This is a genomic window from Chryseobacterium sp. MP_3.2, assembly GCF_035984805.1.
Taxonomy (GTDB): domain Bacteria; phylum Bacteroidota; class Bacteroidia; order Flavobacteriales; family Weeksellaceae; genus Kaistella.
The window spans coordinates 216,697-237,516 of the sequence record NZ_JAXCHW010000001.1; the positions used below are offsets into that span (position 1 = coordinate 216,697).

The 20,820-nt window shown below is 36.8% G+C and carries 17 protein-coding genes and 1 pseudogene; 9 read left to right on the top strand and 9 right to left on the bottom strand.

Annotated features, from left to right (window positions below; translation table 11 throughout):
- The first annotated feature begins 25 nt into the window (after window positions 1–25).
- Window positions 26–1,414 carry a tetratricopeptide repeat protein gene (locus RCH13_RS01025; protein WP_326985347.1) on the top strand — a complete coding sequence of 463 codons (1,389 nt, stop codon included), beginning with the start codon at window positions 26–28 and terminating at the stop codon, window positions 1,412–1,414.
- A gap of 149 nt (window positions 1,415–1,563) precedes the next feature.
- Entirely contained in the window at window positions 1,564–3,336 is a 1,773-nt protein-coding gene (locus RCH13_RS01030; protein ID WP_326985348.1) for an aminopeptidase P family protein, read from the top strand.
- 112 nt (window positions 3,337–3,448) lie between these two features.
- Here the strand turns inward: RCH13_RS01030 and RCH13_RS01035 are convergent, their stop codons facing one another.
- From RCH13_RS01035 to RCH13_RS01050, 4 genes are all read right to left on the bottom strand, one after another.
- A complete protein-coding gene (locus RCH13_RS01035; RefSeq protein ID WP_326985349.1) occupies window positions 3,449–4,351 on the bottom strand; it encodes a histone deacetylase family protein in 903 nt (300 codons plus the stop codon).
- 38 nt (window positions 4,352–4,389) lie between these two features.
- A complete protein-coding gene (locus RCH13_RS01040) occupies window positions 4,390–5,943 on the bottom strand; it encodes a bifunctional metallophosphatase/5'-nucleotidase (RefSeq protein WP_326985350.1) in 1,554 nt (517 codons plus the stop codon).
- Between the two features lie 95 nt (window positions 5,944–6,038).
- On the bottom strand, window positions 6,039–7,466 hold the full coding sequence (locus RCH13_RS01045) for a pyridoxal phosphate-dependent decarboxylase family protein (protein ID WP_326985351.1): 1,428 nt from the start codon (window positions 7,464–7,466) through the stop codon (window positions 6,039–6,041).
- Between the two features lie 42 nt (window positions 7,467–7,508).
- Window positions 7,509–8,489: a dipeptidase gene (locus RCH13_RS01050; RefSeq protein WP_326985352.1), complete on the bottom strand. Its 981-nt coding sequence runs from the start codon at window positions 8,487–8,489 to the stop codon at window positions 7,509–7,511.
- Between the two features lie 145 nt (window positions 8,490–8,634).
- Between RCH13_RS01050 and RCH13_RS01055 the strand changes: the two genes are divergently transcribed.
- Complete coding sequence (locus RCH13_RS01055) at window positions 8,635–9,783, top strand: alpha/beta hydrolase (RefSeq protein ID WP_326985353.1); 1,149 nt, start codon at window positions 8,635–8,637, stop codon at window positions 9,781–9,783.
- A gap of 78 nt (window positions 9,784–9,861) precedes the next feature.
- On the opposite strand, the gene RCH13_RS01060 is transcribed toward RCH13_RS01055, so the two are convergent.
- A complete protein-coding gene (locus RCH13_RS01060) occupies window positions 9,862–10,218 on the bottom strand; it encodes a nuclear transport factor 2 family protein (protein WP_326985354.1) in 357 nt (118 codons plus the stop codon).
- Window positions 10,219–10,433: 215 nt separating this feature from the next.
- Window positions 10,434–11,408, bottom strand: a complete 975-nt coding sequence (locus tag RCH13_RS01065; RefSeq protein WP_326985355.1) for an NAD(P)H-quinone oxidoreductase — start codon at window positions 11,406–11,408, stop codon at window positions 10,434–10,436.
- Window positions 11,409–11,585: 177 nt separating this feature from the next.
- On the opposite strand from RCH13_RS01065, the gene RCH13_RS01070 reads away from it, so the two are divergent.
- Both RCH13_RS01070 and RCH13_RS01075 read left to right on the top strand, forming a co-directional pair.
- Entirely contained in the window at window positions 11,586–11,804 is a 219-nt protein-coding gene (locus RCH13_RS01070; RefSeq protein ID WP_326985356.1) for a helix-turn-helix domain-containing protein, read from the top strand.
- A gap of 1 nt (window position 11,805) precedes the next feature.
- A complete protein-coding gene (locus RCH13_RS01075) occupies window positions 11,806–12,693 on the top strand; it encodes a hypothetical protein (protein ID WP_326985357.1) in 888 nt (295 codons plus the stop codon).
- A gap of 45 nt (window positions 12,694–12,738) precedes the next feature.
- On the opposite strand, the gene RCH13_RS01080 is transcribed toward RCH13_RS01075, so the two are convergent.
- Window positions 12,739–13,758 carry a DNA cytosine methyltransferase gene (locus RCH13_RS01080; protein WP_326985358.1) on the bottom strand — a complete coding sequence of 340 codons (1,020 nt, stop codon included), beginning with the start codon at window positions 13,756–13,758 and terminating at the stop codon, window positions 12,739–12,741.
- 300 nt (window positions 13,759–14,058) lie between these two features.
- Between RCH13_RS01080 and mnmE the strand changes: the two genes are divergently transcribed.
- The 4 genes and pseudogenes from mnmE (at window position 14,059) to RCH13_RS01100 (ending at window position 18,590) form a co-directional block, all read left to right on the top strand.
- Entirely contained in the window at window positions 14,059–15,591 is a 1,533-nt protein-coding gene (gene mnmE, locus RCH13_RS01085) for a tRNA uridine-5-carboxymethylaminomethyl(34) synthesis GTPase MnmE (protein WP_326985359.1), read from the top strand.
- A gap of 170 nt (window positions 15,592–15,761) precedes the next feature.
- Window positions 15,762–16,304 carry a Crp/Fnr family transcriptional regulator gene (locus RCH13_RS01090; protein ID WP_442784606.1) on the top strand — a complete coding sequence of 181 codons (543 nt, stop codon included), beginning with the start codon at window positions 15,762–15,764 and terminating at the stop codon, window positions 16,302–16,304.
- A gap of 70 nt (window positions 16,305–16,374) precedes the next feature.
- Window positions 16,375–17,177, top strand: a pseudogene (locus tag RCH13_RS01095) (sulfite exporter TauE/SafE family protein).
- An 84-nt stretch (window positions 17,178–17,261) separates the two neighbouring features.
- Complete coding sequence (locus RCH13_RS01100) at window positions 17,262–18,590, top strand: MBL fold metallo-hydrolase (protein WP_326985361.1); 1,329 nt, start codon at window positions 17,262–17,264, stop codon at window positions 18,588–18,590.
- 69 nt (window positions 18,591–18,659) lie between these two features.
- Here the strand turns inward: RCH13_RS01100 and RCH13_RS01105 are convergent, their stop codons facing one another.
- Both RCH13_RS01105 and RCH13_RS01110 read right to left on the bottom strand, forming a co-directional pair.
- Window positions 18,660–20,087, bottom strand: coding sequence for a bifunctional metallophosphatase/5'-nucleotidase (locus tag RCH13_RS01105; protein WP_326985362.1), 1,428 nt, complete (start codon window positions 20,085–20,087; stop codon window positions 18,660–18,662).
- Window positions 20,088–20,151: 64 nt separating this feature from the next.
- Window positions 20,152–20,811, bottom strand: a complete 660-nt coding sequence (locus tag RCH13_RS01110) for a TlpA family protein disulfide reductase (protein ID WP_326985363.1) — start codon at window positions 20,809–20,811, stop codon at window positions 20,152–20,154.
- Between the last annotated feature and the right edge of the window lie 9 nt (window positions 20,812–20,820).

The following is a 20,820-nucleotide window of genomic DNA, read 5'->3' on the forward strand; positions in this document are numbered from 1 at the left end:
TAGAACAATTTTAAATTTAAATATAATGAAAAAAATATTTTTAAGCGTAGCAATGCTTTCAGTTGCTTTCGTGTTTGCACAGAAAAAGGAAATTTCCGCAGCCGTAAAAGCAATTGATGCCAAAGATATGAGCACTGCAAACACTCAGTTAGCCGCTGCAGAAGCTGCAATGGGTAATAAAACATATCTTTTGGAACCATCCGTATTGGAGCAGTATTATTATGTAAAAGGTTTAAGCCTTTTGAAATCCGGAAAAACAGCAGAAGGAGCAACTTACCTTGCTAAAATTTCGGAGTTAGGAAAATCCAAAATTTATTCCGGTAAAGACAGCTCGAAAAATAAAGTATATTATGTAGGAGAAGAAGCCATGAAAGCTTCTGGAGTTGAAGGTTTGAAACAAGAATCCTATACACCAACTTTAGTTGCAAAATTAGGCGCAGAAATTAGTCCGATTTCCGAAGCTTCAAGCAAAGTTGCAACAGATGCTTTTAATGCTAAAAACTATGCGGTTGCAGCACCTAAATTTCGAGAAGTATATGATTTGTTGAAAGCCGCCGGACAAGACAATAAGCTATTTTTATATTATTCTGGTTTAAGTTACGCGCAAGCTGACAAGAAAAAAGAAGCGATTGAAATTTATAATATGCTGATTGATTCTGGTTACACGGGCGTAGAAACCACTTACACCGCGGTAAATAAAAAAACCAAAGCCGTAGAAAACTTGGACAAAGGAACATGGGACCTTGCAAAAAAAATGGGTGCAGCCTCAGAGTATGAAACTTTCAAAAATGAAGTAACCCCAACTAAAGAACCAGAATTTTTTGAAACCAATGCCGCTTTGCTTCTAGACTCAGATCGAAATGAAGAAGCTTTAAACCTTATTGAAAAAGGAGTCAAGAAATTTCCTACTAATGCCAAACTGCAGGAATTGCAAGGAAAAGCTTATTTAAAAACAGGTAAAATGGATGAGTTTGTGACCAACTTAAGAGCACAAATCGCAAAAAATCCTAACGATGCAATCAATTTTTATAATTTAGGAGTAATGCTGAGCAAAGATCCTTCTAAAACAAATGAAAGTATTGCAGCCTTTAAAAAGTCAGTAGAATTGAAACCCGATTATGCTGATGCTTGGCAAAATCTTGCTTATGTAACAATGGGTGATGACAGTAAATCAATTGATGATTGGAATGCAGCTAAAAAAGCAGGAAAAACAGAATTAGCAAATAAAATTATCAATGATAGAAGAGAGCGTTTAGCAGCATCATTGCCGTACGCAGAGAAATGGTATGAAGCAAATCCAAAAAGTTTAGATGCAGTTACGCTTCTAAAAGGCCTCTACCAATCTACGAGAAATGAAGTAAAGCAAAAAGAATTTAAAGCCAAAGAAGAAGCGATGAAATCCGCGATGAAATAAGCTTAAAATTTTAAATAATAAAAAGTATATCAAATTAATTTTTGATATACTTTTTTTTTAAAGGTAATGGCCGAACTTTAATAAAATTTTAGGACTCATACTTTTATAAATTCTCATTTTCTTCGTAAATTCACGTCAAATTATTTAATATGACTTCATCAGAAAAAATAGGAGCCCTTCGTCATAAAATGGCTGAACATAAAATCAATGCTTTCATCATCTATTCCGCAGATCCACACATGAGCGAATATTTACCCGAAGAGTGGCAAGAAAGAACTTGGCTTTCTGGGTTTACAGGATCCGCCGGATTTGTAGTAATCACACAAGAAAAAGCAGGATTATGGACAGACGGACGGTATTTTGTGCAGGCTCCCATTGAACTGAAAGATTCTGGAATAGTCTTATTTAAAGAAGGAATGGAGGAAACTCCCAATTATATCGATTGGATTATTTCTGAAATCCCAGAAAATGGAACTGTGGCCGTCAATGCCATAGCAACCTCTCACGCGAACTGGGAATTATTAACGGAAAAATTAGGTGCGAAAAATAGACTAGTGGTGGATTTGCCTTTGCTAAAAAATATTTGGACAGAGCGCTCCCCGAATGCTGTGAAAAATCCAATTTTCGTGCAGCCTGTAGAAAGAGCTGGAAAATCGGTGAACGATAAATTAGCTGCGATCCGTGGGAAAATGGAAGAGGCGGAAGCAACCGTTCACATCATTTCCAGTTTAGACGATGTTGCCTGGACACTGAATTTAAGAGGCAGCGATGTGCAATCCAATCCCGTGTTTTTAGGATACATAATTTTATCAAAGACTGACGCAAAACTTTTTGTGGATTTAGAAAAATTAGATGCTGATTCGCGAGCTCAAATGCAGAAATCTGGCGTTGAAATTCTACCCTACGAAGAATTCTACAACGAATTAAAAAACTTTAAAACCGAAAAAGTATTGATTTCTCCGAATGGAAATCAATCCATGTTTGAAGCTTTAAAAGAAAATAACACCTTCATAAAAGCTGCCGTTCCGGGTAACTTAATGAAAGCCATCAAGAATAAAACGGAACTCGAAGGTTTCCGAATTGTCATGCAACGAGATGGACTAGCCATGGTGAAATTCCTCTATTGGTTGACTCATCAAGCCGGACAAGAACCTTTAAATGAATATACGATCGGCCAAAAATTACGCGGTTTCCGGGCCGAAGGAAAAAATTTCGTGGGCGAAAGTTTTGGAAGTATTGTCGGGTACAAAGAAAACGGCGCCATCATGCACTATTCTGCGAAAAGTGAAGGCAGCAAAGAAGTCACGAATCAAGATACCATTTTGGTCGATTCTGGCGGACAATATTTAGAAGGAACTACCGATATTACGCGAACTTTTGCGCTGGGAACGGCTTCAACAGAATTTAAAGAAGATTGCACTTTGGCACTAAAAGGCATGATTCAATTATCAATGGTGAAATTTCCAAAAGGAACGCGTGGTGTTCAATTGGACGCATTTGCAAGAATGGCGCTTTGGAAAGAAGCGAAAGATTACAACCACGGAACCGGTCATGGCGTAGGAAGTTTCATGAATGTTCATGAAGGACCGCAAAATATTCGAAAAGATATGAATATGCAGGAACTCATTCCGGGAATGGTTTTATCCAACGAGCCCGGCTTTTACTACGAAAATCATTACGGAATTCGCCACGAAAATCTGATTGCCGTAACTGAAAAAGAAACCACTGATTTTGGAACGTTCTATGAATTTGAAACGTTGACCATTTGTCCTTTTGATAGAAACGTCATCGCCACAGAATTGTTAACAGAGCCAGAAAAAGAATGGCTGAATAAATACCATGATTGGTGCAAAGAAAAATTGGAAAATGATTTAGACGGCGAGGTGAAAAGCTGGTTCCTGGATCAGGTAAAACCCCTTTAAAGAACGAAAGTGTAGCGAAATCTACACTTTTTTTTATGCCTTTTTTCTGTTTCAAAATGTTTTCGAAAAATCAGAGATTATGAATAGTTTGTTTGAAAGCAAAAGAGAATCGCTATGAAAAAATATCAGCTGCAACGCGATACGTATTCGTATGCGCATTAACAATCGTTTTAATTTCTGGCGAATATCCACCGCCCATGCTGCATTGCACCGGAATTTGAAATTTTGCACAGTTGGAAAACACAATTTGGTCGCGCTTTTTACAGCCTTCTAAACTACAACTCAAATTTCCCAATTTATCCGACTCTAAAATATCCACACCACTCAGATAAAAAATAAAATCAGGTTTTTCTTGATGGATTAATTTTGGAACCCATTTTTCAATTAAACCTAAATATTCAGCATCTCCAGTTCCCGTTTCTAATGGAATATCGAGACTGGAATTTTCTTTTTTAAAAGGATAATTGGTCTTTCCGTGAACCGAAAAAGTAAAAACTTTCGGATTATTTTCAAAAATTTCTGCCGTTCCATTTCCTTGATGCACATCTAAATCAACAATTAAAATCTTCGTGGCTAATTTTTTGGTGAGCAAATCTACGGCCCCAATTGCCTGATCATTTAGCATGCAAAAACCTTCGCCGCGATTGGTAAAGGCGTGATGAGTTCCTCCCGCAATATTGAAAGCAATACCTGTTTCTAAGGCTGTTTCGCACCCTGTAATAGTTCCTTGCGTAATTCGAAATTCACGCTCAATCAGTTTCGTAGAAAGAGGGAAGCCAATTTTCCGAACCGCTTTCGGGTCCAACGTTAAATTGAGTAATTGGTCAACGTATTCTTTGGAATGAACCGCATAAACGCTTTCTAAGTCCGCAATTTCTGGTGCAAAAAAATCATCTTCTTCTGCAATTCCTTCCAAAATTAATTGTTGAGGAAGCAACTCATATTTCAACATTGGAAACTTGTGACCTGCTGGAAGTGGATGTTTATAAATAGGATGAAAAGCGATTGGAAGCATGAATTTTACAGTCGTTAAAAGTTTCTAAGGATGAATAATTATTTCCCCAATTCATACAGATACTTGATGATTGCCAATCTGGAATCCGATCGTAAATCATTACTATCCGTAATTATTGGATAAATTTTAACAATGTCAGGATTGTCTTTAGTTAAAAACGCCATATTCGCTTCTCCGCCCGTCATTAAAAAATCCGAAAGACCAACATGATAGGTTTTACTGGGATCAATAGCGTTTGCCTGTAAAGTCCAGATTTTTGCTTCAGGAAGATATTTTACTGCGGACGAATATTGGAGAAATCCACCGGAACCCACATTATTTCTCCCAGCTTCCAAAACTTTAATGAGCAGACTTCCTTTCATATCCACTTCCATAATGGAGCCTCCGTACGGCAATGTCCGAATGATGTCATATTCTGTAATGGGCATTTGCAGCAAGTCATCAACTCGAATAGAACCTGAATTCAAAAGCACAACATCTGCAAGAGGAACAGCTTTTTCCATGGCAGAAATAATAACGCGTGTCAAATTGGTTTGCCCACTTCTGATTGCGGCTTCTCTGCCATCCAAAGGCTCCCCTCGATCCCGAATGATGCGTTGGGCATTAAATCCTAAAGCTTGATAATTCTTTTCCCCAATATCCATCCATTTTTTTACTACCAAAGCCGTTTCTGCATCTTGCACGATGGATTCGTCAATCATGCGAAGTTCTGGTAAAACGGAAGTTTTTTTATTATTTTTATCGATGGTCAAATAATTTACATAAGCTGATTTCGCATTGGCGTGCGCTTTTGTTATGAAAACATTTCCTACTTTTTTAAACTGCATGTCATGTTCATGACCGCCCATAATTAAATCTAAATCTGGCAATCTCGCAGCTAAAATACTGTCTTCTTTCACCTCCAAATGTGTAATGGCAATTACCGCATCGCAAGTTTCTTTCAAAGTAGCGTATAATTTTTCCGCCGCCGCAAAGTGATCGGTGTAACTTACATATTGCACTTTGTTAAAAGGAAGCGTTAAACCCATAATTCCAATTTTAGCCTGCGTTCCATCTTCATCTTGAACCTCTAAAATATAAGATTCTGGAAAATTTTCTTTCCCGCTCGAAGTAGATTTTGCGAAAGGTGCAACGCCTGATTTTGTTTGATGAAAAGTATTGGAAGCAATCCAGGTAAAAGAAGATTCATCAATCCGCTTTTGCAACTCTTCTTCCTTAATATCAAATTCATGATTGCCAAAAACCGCGAAATCCAAACCTGCAGCATTCAAAGATTCCACCATTTGCTTCCCCCGAATTCTTTTGCCTTCATGCTTTAAACTATTGTACACAGAGGGACTTAAAAAATCTCCCGCCATGACCATAAAGGTATTTGGATTTTTTGCGAGTTCATTTTTCTTTAAACTTGCAACTCTTGCAACGCCGCCCACTTTTCCACCTTGCATGGGTGCAATTTCATACACGTCATTCACTTGAACAAAAGTTACTTTTATTTTGCCATCATCACCAATAGCAGCAGAACTTGGCAGCGTTTTACAAGACGAAATAAAAAGCAACGCGGAGAATCCTAAAAAGGAAAATTGATTTTTCATGGTAGAAAGTTTTAGGTTACAATTGTATGATAAAAGGTCTACTTAAAATGACATTGCGTTTAAAATTTCAAAATTTTAAGGCTTCTTCGAATATTTTAAATTACTTTTTTCAAGCACGCTTCAATCATTGCTACGGCTTCATCAATGTTTTCCTGCTTCGTTCGGAAAGCCAAAACAGCGGTTCTAATGACAAAGCGGTTTCCTATTATTGATGAACTTAAAAATACGGTTCCATCTGCATGAATCTCATCCATTAACAGTTTATTTTTTTCATCAGCATCCTTTTCAAAAGGATACCAAAAATAACTGATGGATAAATCTGGTTCTGGTCCCACTTGAAATCCTAATTCTACCAATTTATTTCTAAAATAATGAACCAATAGTAATTTCTCTTCGAGACACGCCACAATCGGTTCTACACCATGAAACTGCAGGGGCAACCACATTCTAAGTCCGCGGAAATGCTTCGTTAGTTCTGGGGAAAGATTTGCCGGACTTTTTAGCATTTTATCGATGGAAATATCTTGCATGTAATTCGCCGTGTAGTAGTTGGAATGCAAAACCGCCTCGCTGTCTTTCACCAAAACGGCTCCAATTCCATAGGGTAGAAATAGACCTTTGTGCGGATCTACAATCAGCGAATTTGCTTTTTCGATGCCTTTAAACAAATCTTTTTTAGAAGTCATGATGAAAAATCCGCCATACGCTGCATCCACATGAAACCACATTTTAAAATTTTCTGCGATGTCTGCAATTTCATCTAAAGGATCGATGGTTCCTGTATCAGTGGTTCCAGCTGTTGCCACAATCATAAAAGGGTGAAGTCCTGCTGAAATATCTTCTTGAATCAAATCTTTTAGTACATCCGTTCGCATTTTATGTTGAGCATCCATAGAAACTTGGCGAATAACCACATCTTCCAACCCAATAATTCGCAAAGCTTTTTGCGTAGAATGATGAACCTGCTCACTTAAATACACCACGTTTTTCGGAATCAATTCATTCTTCACTTTATGGTGATCTCTGGCTGCCGTAAAAGCAATCAAAGTAGAAATAGATCCGCCAGAAGACAAGCAACCGACTGCATTTTCTGGAAAAGAAAACACTTTTTTTAGCCAATTCACCACTTCATTTTCAATAGTTGCGGCACCCGGTGAGGCGTAATGCACACTTGCAAAAGGATTGGTCACAGCGGCAATAAAATCTCCCAGCGCAGAAGTGAAAACACCACCACCCGGAATATATCCTAAATGTTTTCCAGAGGAAGCGTTAATGCCTTTTTCTACCACTTCTTTTTGGTACAAATCTAAAAGCGCGGGCAAAGATCTTTTCTCATTGGTAATTTCCAAAGAATACGATTCTTCTTTATTAAAAGCTTTCGTAGAATCGAGGTTGCCGATGAATTGGTTCGCGTAATTGGTCACCGTTTCCATCATTTCTGTGCGCTCGGCTTCTGGAGTTTCCAGCTCTTGGCTTAGAAGTTTTAGTTCATTAAGTCGGATAACAATATCTTCAGTATTCATTTTTCTTTCCGTTACATCGTTTTTAGGTATTTTAAAAATCTGCTATTTCCAAAGTCTTCCAAGGAAATCTAAGGCGTTCTGACTGCTGATTTTTTCCATTTGATCTTGTCCGAATTTCTCCTCAAAAATTGTATTGATCTTTGGATATTTGCTAGCATTGTCATGTTCGGCAAAGTAGAAAGGAATTCTGGATTTATCGGGCATATCTTTCGTATAGAAATAATCAGCGCCGTAAGAAATCGCATTTTCCGCACCGAGAGATAAACCGTGCGCAACATGCTCTTCTAAAGCTTCTACATGATCTGGATTAACAAAGGCCCGCACAAAATTTAGTCCTATTAAACCTTGCTGATGAATGATTTCTTTGGTCACATCATCGGGTAAATTTCTTTTGTGGTCATAAACCGGACGGTAATTAGAATGACTCGCCAAAATGGGAACCTGAATATTTTCTTTTGAGATGTAATTTAAAATATCATAAGCCAAAGCATCACTTGTATGAGAAAAATCGATGGCAATATTCCTTTGATGTAAATAATCGATGAGTGCTTTTCCGTCATTTTTTAATCCGGCTTCTGCAAAATTTCCACCTCCAAAACGGTTTTCTGCATGGTGCGTAAAACTGATGTAAAGAATATTTCCTACATTCTCAATGATCGTTTCTAAGTTTTTAAACCCTTCTTTCAAGTCCATATTTTCATCACAAAACGCCGCGCCGCTTTCTACAGCTGCAAGCATTCCGATGTTTTCATTATTACTAAAGGTTGAAAGGTGCTTTTTTTCGAACCGAAATAACTCATTGTCTGTCAAATTCAAATCTCGGAAAATTTCGCTTTGCTTTAAGCCATATTCGTGACTTTTCGCTTCTGTGGGCGCGAAAATCGCCATGACTTGAAGTTTTACATTCCCCGCTTTTAAATCTTGTACGGAGCATCCGATATTATCGGTGTCGTAAATGGTGGTATTAGGTCGGGTGAGATAGCTGAGTAAATCGCAGTGAAGATCAATAACGGGTTGAGACATTTTTCTGAATTTTATTTTATTTATGCGCTTTCCAAAAAGAAATTGGAGCACGCTTTCAAGCCACTAAAATACGAATTTAAGCCTATTTAAAAAGACCGCGAAATCTACAAACTTCAATTAGTCGTATATTTCAAAAAATAAAACATTGATACGATTTATCCTCCTTCTTATCCTCTTTATCTTTTCCCTTGTTAATTTCTTTCCAGTTCCCAGCCAAAGCACTTGGTATGTGGGAATTGCAATTCCAGAATTTCCCTGGATTTTTATGCTCGTTTCCTTGGGATTATTTATTTGGACATGGTTTTCTAAAAAATTACGAACAATTTCTTTAATCTTAAGTGGTGTTACATTTTTCATTTTGGCTTCCCCAATTGTTCGCGCTTATACGATTGGAAATACTTTAGCAGAAGATTTAGAAAATTCTTTTGGAGTAAAAGATTCAGACATGACGGGTTTTCATCAGGAAAAACCCTTTAGTTTTCTTCAAATGTTTACGGGAAATGGCGCGAAAGATATTCCCTTCGAAACCTATCAGTATGCGAATAACGGTGGAGTGGCTTTAGATTTAAACTTTACGCCATCTGCAATTCCGGGCGTTCGTCCGTGTTTGATTGTGGTTCATGGCGGTTCCTGGAAACAGGGTGATAATAGCGAAATCGCTGCAGCCAATAATTATTTCGCGAATGCAGGATATCAAGTTGCGACCATCAATTATCGTTTAGCACCCGACCATCCGAGTCCGGCTCAACAGGAAGATTTACATTCCGCCTTTAAATGGCTAAGAAAAAATTCAACAAAATTAAAAATTGACACTACCAATTTCGTCATGATGGGCAGATCGGCGGGAGCTTCCATTATTTTGACGATGGGTTATACGGGAAATGAAAATGGCGTGAAAGGAATTGCGGCTTTTTATGGCGCCATCAACATGCCCTGGAGTTATAAAAATCCCGACAATCCTTTGATTATGGACTCTCGACAGGTGCAAAGGGATTTTCTCGGTGGTACTCCAGAGGAAGTTCCAGAAAGATATATCGCAGAATCTCCTTTATTTCACGTGACTCCAGATTCGCCGCCAACCTTGTTGGCACACGGCATCAATGATGCTCATGTTTGGCATATTCAAAGTGAAGCCATGCGGAATGAGTTGAAAAGAAATAATGTGAAAACTTATTTGCTGACCATTCCTTGGGGAACGCATGGATTTGAGTACAATTTAAATGGTCCGGCTGGACAATTATCGATGTATGCTGTGGAGCGGTTTTTTAAGTCGGTGACGCAAATGAAGGAGTAATGAATGTAAAAGTTTTTTAGTTTTTTTTTCAAATGATAGATGAAGAGATATAGTCAGGAGATCTGAAATCGGCTATTGTTAATTTTTTTCAATTCTCGGAATGCAGTAGGAAGTTATTTTTTGAATTTCGTTTTTTTTATTGAATTCGTAGAGGTCACAGGCAGAAATAAAAGAAACTGATTTACCATTTTTAAAAAATTCTGCAGTTCCATTTACCGCTACCTTTTTATCCTCTCCGATAATATTCAGTGTTTCAAATTTTGTAATTACGGTTTTAAAGTACGAAGCAACTTGCTCACAGTTTTGACCGATTGCTTTTTTTCCACTGAAAGTATTTTCTTCCATAATGGTCCAGACCGCATCTTCTGCGATAAAGTTGAGTACAGTTTCAAATTCGCCGTTTGAAAACGCCCTTGCTTTTTCTTTATTAGTCATAGTTTAGTGTTTTTTATTTAATAAGAATTTTGTCGTTCAGAACGGAATTTTGCAAAGCGAAATGAAGTGAGGATCTCAACTTCTAATTTTCTTAACGCTTCCATTTCTGATGCCGTATTGAAATTCATTTTCAAATTTTCAAATTAGCACATTTTCAAATTGCCAAATTTCCGAATTAACACATTTTCAAATTGCCACATTATCACATCAACCCATCAATCCATCGTCAATAAAATCTTCCCAATATGTTCGCTGCTTTCCATCAATCGGTGGGCATCGGCGGCTTCTGCGAGCGGAAAGGTTTTGTAAATAATAGGATGGATTTCTTTGGAATCAAACATCGGCCAGATATTTTTTTCCACGTCTTTGGCGATCTGGGTTTTTACTTCGGCGGTTTGGGGTTTTAGAAAACTTCCTGTCACCGTGAGATTCTTTGCCATAATGGTGCGCAGATTAATATTGACGTCCATGCTTTTCATGCCGTTGATGTAAATAAGGCGGCCTTTTTTATTCAGGATCTCGAGATTCTTCTGGGTGTAATCTCCACCGACCATGTCTAAAATGACATCAATTTTCTCATCTTTTAGGACTTCTTCAAAAGCTTCTTTTTTGTAGTTGATGACTTTGTCCACGCCCATTTTTTGGAGGAAATCGATCTTGTCATCAGTTCCGGCGGTGGTGTAGGTTTTGCAGCCCCACGCTTTTGCCATTTGCAAACCCATGGTTCCAATGCCGCTGGTTCCGCCATGGATCAATACTATTTCACCCGGTTGAAGTTTGCCCAAATGAAAGACGTTGAACCAAACCGTAAAAACCGTTTCTGGAATTGCCGCCGCGTCCGTCAAACTGATTCCTTCGGGAATGGGAAGACAGTGCGCACTATCGACCGCCACATATTCGGCATAACCACCATCTGAAATGAGTGCGCAAACTTTGTCGCCCACTTTTTTATCTTTTACGGCTGAACCGATTTCTGTGAGTTCGCCCGAAACTTCTAAGCCGGGAATTAAAGTGTTTGGCGAACCTTTGCCATAAGTGTTTGTGTTTTTTCGCGTGATAATATCGCTGCGATTGACTCCGGCGGCTTTTACTTTAATCAAAACTTGGTTTTCTGTCGGTGTTGGTTTTGGAGTTTCCTGTAATTGTAAAACTTCTGGTCCGCCGGATTTTGTGATGTGGATTGCGCGCATTGCTTTTTCTTAGATAATTTTAAAGATAAAAAAATTTGAACACATTATCATTATCAAAATCTCTTCATTTTTCGATATGTAAGTTAAATAAAATTTAAAATAATTGATTGGCTGCTAACTTTAGTAGGTTGCAAAAATTTTGTTTTAAACCTATTTTTGTATACTAAAATTAGCAATATGCGTACAAAATCAATTATTTCTTTAAAGTTTGGAGAAAGGGTTCGAGAACTTAGGATTTCTAAGGGTTTGTCCCAAGAACAGTTAGCACATATTGCGGACGTTCATAGAACTTATATAGGAATGATTGAAAGAGCGGAAAAAAATATTACACTTTTAAATATTGAAAAAATTGCAATTGCACTAGAAACAAGTATTCCAAAAATATTAACATTTTAATATGAGCATCAAGAAAGCAGATAAATCAATAAAATTTTATCAAAATGATGAATGGAATAATTGGACAGCAAAATCGAGTAGAGTGCCTTTTGAAACTTCAAAAAGAGCCGTTGGTGATGGAGAGGAAAAGTTAGCTGCAGAATATAATGTAGTTCCATTAGGACAAAACTCTGGCTATGATTTGGAGATATTAGGTGAAAAGTGGGAAGTAAAAAAACTTGATTCTGATAGTAGTTTCCGATTAGGTGTTGAAATTAGTACCTCTTATAATTTCATTATCGGTGCCGTAATTAAAATCGTAGAAGTAGTGCTTTATTTAAAAGATCATCTGCTTGATTCAGAAATAGACCAGCAAATTAAACTTTGTATAGATAAGATAGAAGATAATAGTGGTAGATCTACTATATCGCTTTTGGATGGTTTAAGAAAGAACGAAGTTTCACATTCTAATTTGATCAAAGCAAATGATATAATTGAAATTTTGAAGAAATTTATTATTAAAGATAAAAAAACGATATCATTACATTCGTCAATTACAGGAAAAAAAAACGAATATGATTTATTAGATGCTTTCAGAATTTTGACCATAGAAAAAGTGCCCGTAGAAGAAAAATTAAAGATATTAGGTGGAATTGAAATATACAGTCATTTGAATGTTCTAAGTATGATTTCAGATGAAATTCAAATATTTGATGAAGCAAATTTGCAAGAGAAATTAAATCAGATTGTACGTGGAGTGTTTCATAATTATAAATTAATACTAGTTCATAAGGATAAAGGTTATAAACCAATTAGCAATTTGGAAAGTATAATCTGTAACAGAATTACAAGCGGTTCGCCTAGATGTAAAATTGTGGAAATTGCAAAAATTACCAAGAAAAAAAATTAATAAATCGTATAAGTCTACGGTATAATTATTCCTCTTATAATAAATTTATTTAAAATTAAATGCAAGTTGATTTTCGACTTTTACGCTTAGTCTACCATCTTCAAAATCTTTTAGAATTTTTCCTAAATGATAAGCAAAATCAACTGCTACTGCATTACCGATTTGTCTGAATTGTGAACTTGTAGAACCGAAGAATTCAAAATTATCAGGAAAAGATTGTATTCTTGCAGTTTCTCTAACCGTAAATCGTCGTTCGCAATTTGGATGAACAGCAATAACTGGACCTCCTGTTCCTCCGCCTCTACCAACCATTGTTGGCCCCGGCTTATTCCAAGACAACTTACGATTTCCCATATAACCATTAATTTTAACTTTATGTTTGGTTCCGTAATGATTTTTAACTTTTGAAGCTTCAATAGAGTCGGGATCAGGTAAATCACTGATTGTTTCCTTCAAAGTTTTTTGATGTGGTAGTTTATCCCCAATTTTATCACTATTTGTTTTTGGAGGGGGAAAATTATCAAATAATTCTCTTCGTTTAGATTTGTCAATTTCTTTAGAAATACCCAGAAATATTACTCTTTTCCTTCCTTGAGGAACACCATAATCTGCAGCATTCAATTTATATTTATGAACTTCATAACCTAACTTACCTTCATCAACGCCAATTTCTGAAAACTCTTTCATTATTTGATTAACAACTTCACCTTTTCCAAGACTTAATATTCCAGGAACATTTTCTGCTAAAAAATATTTTGGATTAGTTTCATTTAAGAGTCTTACAATTTGAAGATAGAGTTCATTTCTTTCATCCTTTACATCTCTATATTGATTTGCGACCGAAAAACCTTGACATGGAAAACCACCAGTTAAAATATCGTAATTAGGCAATTCTTCTCCTTTCAACTCTTTTACATCTTTTAAAAGTAATTTATGATCAAAATTATTATCGTAAGTAACCTTACAATCTTTATCAAAATCTGTTGCTAATACGATTTTATGCCCTGCTTTAACAAGTCCTAAATCTAAACCTCCGCAACCCGCAAATAAAGAAACTACTTTCATAATGATATGCTACTTTTAGTATGCAAATATACGAACAAATTTATAAATATGCAAAATCAAAATCTAATTATATAAAAATCAATTTTTCAAATATTAACATTGTACTAAAGTTAAAATAAAGTTAATATAATATTACAACTTCAAAAACAAATCATCCCCTTCAACCTAGCCCCGATGGGAACGGCATCCCCGCCGCGGCGGGATACAGCGGAAAACGGGTACAATCTTCGAACAAAGTGAAATCGTGGTGCTCCTATCCCGATAGCTATCGGGACAGGAATAATTCCGTAATTTTGGGGCATGAATCAAGATACTATTTGTGCAATCGCCACGGCAAACGGAGTTGGAGCTATTGGAATTATAAGAATTTCTGGTAACGAGGCTTTTCAAATTGCAGCCAAAATTTTTGAAGGTAAGAATCTGGAGGAGGTGAAAACGCACACCATTCACTATGGGTATATCGTTGACGGAAAGAACCAAGAGCCAAGAGCCAAGAATCAAGAGGAAAGAGAAAAGATAATAGATAATAGACAAGAGATAGCAGAAATTCAGAATGAAACATTATTTGAAGCTGGAGAAACTATCAACCATCAACCGTCAACTGTCAACCAAACGGAAGTGATCGATGAAGTGATGGTTTCCGTATTTCACGCGCCGAAAACTTTTACGGCAGAAGATTCTGTGGAAATATCTTTTCACGGATCGCCGCATATTGCCAGGAAAATTCTGGAAGTTTTAGTGAAAAACGGGGCGCGACTGGCGAAAGCCGGGGAATTTACGATGCGTGCTTTTATGAACGGCAGAATTGATCTGGCGCAGGCGGAATCGATTGCTGATTTGATCGCGTCGGAAAATGAGGCGTCGCGGAAAGTGGCATTGAATCAGTTGAAAGGCGGAATTACAAATGAGATCTCAATTTTAAGAAATGACTTGCTGAATTTTACGTCGCTGATTGAACTGGAACTGGATTTCGGGGAAGAGGATGTGGAATTTGCGGACCGTACCGCCATGAATAAATTGCTGCTCAACCTGCGACAAAAACTGAGTGCTTTGATTGAGAGTTTCCAATACGGAAACGCACTGAAAAATGGAGTAGAAGTCGCCATTATCGGGAAACCGAACGCCGGAAAATCGACGCTTCTAAATGCTTTGCTGAAAGAGGAAAGAGCCATTGTTTCTGAAATTGCAGGCACCACGCGTGACACGATTGAGGAAGTGATCCATTTGAAAGGAACGGCTTTTCGGTTTGTGGATACGGCGGGACTTCGGGAAACGACGGACATCATTGAGAAAATTGGCGTAACGAAAGCGAAGGAGAAAATTGCCTCGGCGAAAGTGCTGTTGTATCTCTACGATGAGCAGGATTCTACGACGGAAGAAGTGATCGCTTTTGTGAAGGAATTCCACCGTGAGGATCTGAAAATTGTGTTGGTTCATAATAAAGTGGATCTCACCAACGAAGAAACTCCAAACGAATTTGATTCGACTTTAAAGCTGGAATTGTTTCCGGATTATGGTGAGGAGTTACTGAGGATTTCCGCTAAAGACAAAACGGGAATTGAAGCCGTGAAAACGGTTTTGCTTGATTACGTGGAGAATTTGAAAGATCAGGAAAGCAATGTGATTATTACGAATCAAAGACATTTTGATGCGTTGCAGAAATCGCTGCAATCTGTTCTTCAGGTGGAGGAAGCGGTGAGTTCTGGGATTCACACCGAATTGTTGGCGTATGAGTTGAGAAATGCATTGGAGCAGTTGGGGGAGATTTCCGGGGAGTTTACGAATGATGAGGTTTTGGGGAATATATTTTCAAAATTCTGTATTGGGAAATAAATACACATTTCCTTCAGCACTCGATACAGTCATGTTTGGAATGTTATATTTCTTTATATTTGAATTTAAATTAACAAATGATGACGACTGATTTCCAACAATTTTTTCAATCTGTTTTTGAACCAGAATTGCTTCAGGAAATTAATATTACAGGCTTTCAAAAAGAATTTATGGAAGGAGATATCATAATTGATATCGCCGAAAACGTGAAATTTATGCCACTACTTGTTTCTGGTATCATAAAAATTTTGAGAGAAGATGACGATGGCAATGAATTATTACTTTACTTTTTAGAGAAAGGCAATACTTGCGCCATGACTCTTACCTGCTGCATCGGGAATGCACAAAGTGAAATCAGAGCTATCGCAGAAACAGAGGTTTGTTTAATTATGATTCCAGTCCAGAAAATGGATGAATGGATGGCAAAATATAAAACCTGGCGGGCTTTTGTTTTACAAAGTTATCAGAATCGCTTTATGGAGGTTTTAGATACGGTAGATAGTATCGCTTTTTTAAATATGGATAAGCGTTTGCTAAAATATTTAGCAAATAAAGTTAAAATATCCAATACCAATATTATTGAAAGTACCCATCAACAAATTGCGGATGATTTAAATACATCTCGCGTCGTAATTTCCCGCTTGCTGAAAACATTGGAAAAACAAAAGCAGGTTGAATTAAATAGAAATAGTATAAAATACCTACTGCATTAAACTTCCTTGTGTAACAATAGTTGCGGTTTACTAGAATCTCATCATCTAATTTTGCAAAAAATAAATGAATATGGATTTGGTAATCGTTTTCGGATATTTCGGCGCTTTAATCATTGGTGTAATTTTAGGATTAATTGGTGGTGGTGGCTCCATACTTACGGTTCCTGTTTTCGTATACCTTCTCGGCATAGAACCTGTTACAGCCACAGCGTATTCGCTTTTTGTAGTAGGAAGTGTTTCATTGATTGGCGCGGGAAAAAATGTACAGAAAGGCTTAGTAGATTACAAAACAGCTTTTACCTTTGCCGTTCCGGCAGTCATTTCTGTCTTCACCATCAGGAAATTCATCGTTCCTCTTATTCCAGAAGTCATTTTTAGTGTAGGAGATTTTGCCGTGACGAAAAATATCGCAATAATGTTATTTTTTGCAATTTTAATGCTAATCGCTTCTGTATCAATGATAAAAAGTAATATTGGTTCTCTAAAAGATAATGAAGATAGCGCACAAAATAAAAAATTAAAATTATCAATTCTCGGGCTTTTAACAGGATTAATTACAGGTATTGTAGGTGCAGGTGGCGGCTTTATCATTATACCCATTCTTGTTTTAATGGCGGGATTACCTATGAAAAAAGCAGTAGGAACTTCACTTTTCATTATCGCAATCAATTCATTGTTGGGGTTTTTAGGAGATGTAGGTGAAGTTTTAATAGACTGGAAATTTTTACTATCATTTTCTGCTATTGCTATTATTGGTATATTTATGGGGATTTATTTAACCCAATTGATGGACGGAAAAAAATTAAAGAAGAGTTTTGGTTGGTTCGTCTTAATAAGGGCGCTTACATTTTAAGCAAAGAACTATTATTATAAATGGTCACTTTTAAAACTCAGTTAGGTATCAAAAGTTACAGGTAAAGAAAAAATACTTTTTTAATTTTGCTATAAGTATAAGTTATGAATATTAAACAATTTGAATACAAACCATTATCCCATTATTCTTACGCCATCATAAGCGAAGGAAAAATGGCCGTAATAGATCCGGAAAGAGATCCACAACAATATTACGATTTTGCAAAAGCCAATAACGCAGATATAGTTGCTGTTTTTGAAACACATCCGCATGCGGATTTTGTGAGCTCTCATTTGCAAATCCACAAGGAGACGGGCGCAAAAATATACATCAGTAAAAAGTTGGGCGCAGAATATCCTCACGAAACCTTCGACGAAGGAAACAGTTTGACTTTAGGGAAGATTCAAATATCCCCACTTAACACACCCGGACATTCGCCAGACAGCATCACAATCGTTGCAAAATATAAAGAAGAAATTGCACTTTTTACCGGCGACACTTTATTTATAGGGGATGTTGGCCGACCAGATCTGCGGGAAAAAGCAGGGAATATTACGGCGGAAAGAGAAGAATTAGCAGAGATGATGTTTGAGACCGTCACCCAGAAGTTTACAGATTTACCTAACGAAGCAATCATATTTCCAGCTCACGGCGCAGGATCCTTGTGTGGGAAAAATTTAAGCGACGCAGCAACCAGCACTTTGGGCGATGAAAGAAAACATAATTGGGCTTTCAAGAAACAATCTAGGGAAGAATTCATGGAAACCATTTTAGACGGCCAACCCATCATTCCGGCTTATTTTGTTTTTAATGTAGATATTAACAAAGGAGGTGCAAAAAATGTAAAGGATTCACTTGCAAATATTCCTTTTAACGAAAATTCAAGTGTAGAAGGTTTAATAGTAGATGTAAGAGCGGAAGAAAAGTTCAAGAATGGACATTTAAAAGGCAGTATTAATATCCAGGCGAGTACAGATACGCAGAAATTCGAAACTTGGTTGGGCACCATTATTAAACCTGAAGAAAAATTCACTTTGGTGGTAGATTCCAAAGAAGATAAAGTGCAGATGCTGAACCGGATTGCAAAAATCGGGTATGAAACCATGGTAAAAGAAGTTATTACTTTACCAAAAGAAAATCTAAACACTACTGAAAAACTGGATTTAGAAGACTTTAAAAATCATCCGGAAAATTATACCATTGTAGATATTCGCAACCAAACGGAAACAAACGAGGGTAAATTTTTCAAGAATGCTTTGACGCATCCTCTAAGTGATCTAAGAGATACAGCCACTCAAATCCCGACAGATAAACCGATTGTGGTACATTGTGCAGGCGGTTACAGAAGTGCTGCGGGAAGTAGTATTCTGCAAAATAAGTTACCCGGCGCAACGGTCTTTGATCTGGGTGACGACGTGGAAAATTTTAAATAGTTATTTTGATGTTTTTAAAAAATAAAACCGGATTTCACTAAAATTCCGGTTTTATTGTACTAAATTTTCTCAAACCAATCTAAAACTATCAATTTTTGAAGGACTGAAGTTGGGATTTTTTTGAAGATAATTTTTAAGAGCTTCAATGGTTTTTACTTCGCATTTTTGACGGTTTTTTCCATATTTTTTGGCAACTCCCTGCGTAGTAATGAAACTTACTTTATACGTTTTTTCGGCATCAAGATGAGAATTTCCGAAATATATTTCCTGAATGCGGTGTCCTTTTGGATTTTCAATTCGCATATTGATCTGCAAACCAAAAACACGTTTCACATAACCGCCCATTTGCTTCAGTGGATCCGAACAAAAAGTACGCTCCAGATTTTCTTCCAGCATTATTTTAATCTCATTTCCTGTCAATTCAACGGTTGAAACTGGCGGATCCATCGGAGCCATATTATAAAGATCATTTTCTGTAATATTACCTTCGGGAATTGGGGCGCCGTAACGCCATCCATTAGAAAAAGCAATTTCAGTTTTGGTTTCGTGAGCAATTGCGCGAAGCAGAAGATTATCCATCTTTGAATTTAAAGCATCATATCTGTGCAAAATTTCATCAGTTTTGCCAACCACATTTGTTGCAATTTCTTGATAAGGTTGCAGCGCATTTCTGACTATTTTTTCTATTTCCTCATTTTTAGGTAAAGATTCATCTACTTTTACCAATTCGAAATCACATTTCTGAATTTGTTTATTCTGAATTTCTAAACTAAAATTCCCAATGAAAGCACCATGACATCCACATTGAACAATTCTTGCACCGTTGACAATGATGGGTTCATAAATCCTGTTGTGTGTATGTGAACTTAAACAAATATCAATTCCGTTAATTTTTTTTAAAAGATCAATATCTTGCGGAAATCCGTTGTGCGAGAGTAGGATAATGATGTCTGCACCTCTTTGTTTCAATTCTGAAATATATTTTGGCAATTCCTCCTCGCCGGAAGTAAATTTTAAACCTTTGCTCATTTTTTCAGGCATCACCTTATCCACGATCATAGCGCAAATCCCAATGACTCCAATTTTTACATCTCCTTGGTCAAATATTTGAGTAGGCTGAAAAAAGAGGCTGTTATCTTCTTGATAGACGTTGCAGCCTAACACCGGAAAATTAAAATTCTCACTGATTGCTTTCAATTTTTTAGGCCCATAAGCAAAATCCCAATGTCCCACCAAAGCATCCAATTTCATTGTATTTAAAATAGGAATCAGCAGTTTTCCTTCAGAATCTATCACAGGTTTTGTGCCGTGCAAAGTATCTCCACCATCAAATAAGAGCGTGTGCGGATTTTCTCTACGAATTTTTTCCGCATATCCTGCGATAGAAGTATAGCCACCGACCGTTTCAATATATTCGCCAGTTTTGTTGTAAAAAAGTTCAGGATGTGGCCCTAGATAGCCGTGTATATCATTGATGAACAATATATTTAATTTCATATTCTTTAAATTTAATTAAAAAAGGCAAATAAATTTTGTAAAAGTATTTGCCTTTAAACAAATATTATTTCAAACTTTCAAGAAATTTTTTAATTTCCGGATCACTGTAATCCGCCATTCCTTTGTGCGTAAGCGCTAAATTTCCTTTGGCATCAATTATATAAGTAGTCGGAATTGCTGAACTTTGGTACATTGCCGGAAGTTCACCCGCTAAAGTATAGATGGGTAAATCATAACCTTTTTTGTCATCAAACTGCTTTGCTTTTTCAAAATCATCATCCAAAGAAAGCATCACAAATTCGACATCTTCACCCATGTCCTCATGTAATTTATCAATGCTTGGCATCTCCGCGATACACGGCGGACACCAGGTTGCCCAAAAATTCATAAAAATAACTTTACCTTTTAAATCTTCTAATGTTACTATTTTACCGTTTCTATCCATCAATTTTAAAGATAAGTCTGCTGGATTTTCGGCGGCGATTGCTGCGGAATTTGAATTTTCAGAATTTCGCTCCGATGTTATTTCTTCCACATTCGGATTCAATAATCCAGTTGCGAGCATTCCACGTTGCGCAAAGCCCATAATATCTTTGTAATAGCCTGTGGTGTATAAAACTATTGCTATAACAGCATAAATAGCAAACTTGATCCAAGCTTTTTGTGAAGTATTTTCTTTATTTTCTATTTTATTATTCATTGTAATTGCTTTTGTACTTTCCATTGATTCTAT

What these genes read in the sequence shown, in the direction of transcription:
- RCH13_RS01025 (WP_326985347.1), top strand. Translation starts at nt 26, where the DNA reads ATGAAAAAAATATTTTTAAGCGTAGCAATGCTTTCAGTTGCTTTCGTG.
- RCH13_RS01030 (WP_326985348.1), top strand. Translation starts at nt 1,564, where the DNA reads ATGACTTCATCAGAAAAAATAGGAGCCCTTCGTCATAAAATGGCTGAA.
- RCH13_RS01035 (WP_326985349.1), bottom strand. Translation starts at nt 4,351, where the DNA reads ATGCTTCCAATCGCTTTTCATCCTATTTATAAACATCCACTTCCAGCA.
- RCH13_RS01040 (WP_326985350.1), bottom strand. Translation starts at nt 5,943, where the DNA reads ATGAAAAATCAATTTTCCTTTTTAGGATTCTCCGCGTTGCTTTTTATT.
- RCH13_RS01045 (WP_326985351.1), bottom strand. Translation starts at nt 7,466, where the DNA reads ATGAATACTGAAGATATTGTTATCCGACTTAATGAACTAAAACTTCTA.
- RCH13_RS01050 (WP_326985352.1), bottom strand. Translation starts at nt 8,489, where the DNA reads ATGTCTCAACCCGTTATTGATCTTCACTGCGATTTACTCAGCTATCTC.
- RCH13_RS01060 (WP_326985354.1), bottom strand. Translation starts at nt 10,218, where the DNA reads ATGACTAATAAAGAAAAAGCAAGGGCGTTTTCAAACGGCGAATTTGAA.
- RCH13_RS01065 (WP_326985355.1), bottom strand. Translation starts at nt 11,408, where the DNA reads ATGCGCGCAATCCACATCACAAAATCCGGCGGACCAGAAGTTTTACAA.
- RCH13_RS01070 (WP_326985356.1), top strand. Translation starts at nt 11,586, where the DNA reads ATGCGTACAAAATCAATTATTTCTTTAAAGTTTGGAGAAAGGGTTCGA.
- RCH13_RS01075 (WP_326985357.1), top strand. Translation starts at nt 11,806, where the DNA reads ATGAGCATCAAGAAAGCAGATAAATCAATAAAATTTTATCAAAATGAT.
- RCH13_RS01080 (WP_326985358.1), bottom strand. Translation starts at nt 13,758, where the DNA reads ATGAAAGTAGTTTCTTTATTTGCGGGTTGCGGAGGTTTAGATTTAGGA.
- mnmE (WP_326985359.1), top strand. Translation starts at nt 14,059, where the DNA reads ATGAATCAAGATACTATTTGTGCAATCGCCACGGCAAACGGAGTTGGA.
- RCH13_RS01090 (WP_442784606.1), top strand. Translation starts at nt 15,762, where the DNA reads ATGGAAGGAGATATCATAATTGATATCGCCGAAAACGTGAAATTTATG.
- RCH13_RS01100 (WP_326985361.1), top strand. Translation starts at nt 17,262, where the DNA reads ATGAATATTAAACAATTTGAATACAAACCATTATCCCATTATTCTTAC.
- RCH13_RS01105 (WP_326985362.1), bottom strand. Translation starts at nt 20,087, where the DNA reads ATGAAATTAAATATATTGTTCATCAATGATATACACGGCTATCTAGGG.
- RCH13_RS01110 (WP_326985363.1), bottom strand. Translation starts at nt 20,811, where the DNA reads ATGGAAAGTACAAAAGCAATTACAATGAATAATAAAATAGAAAATAAA.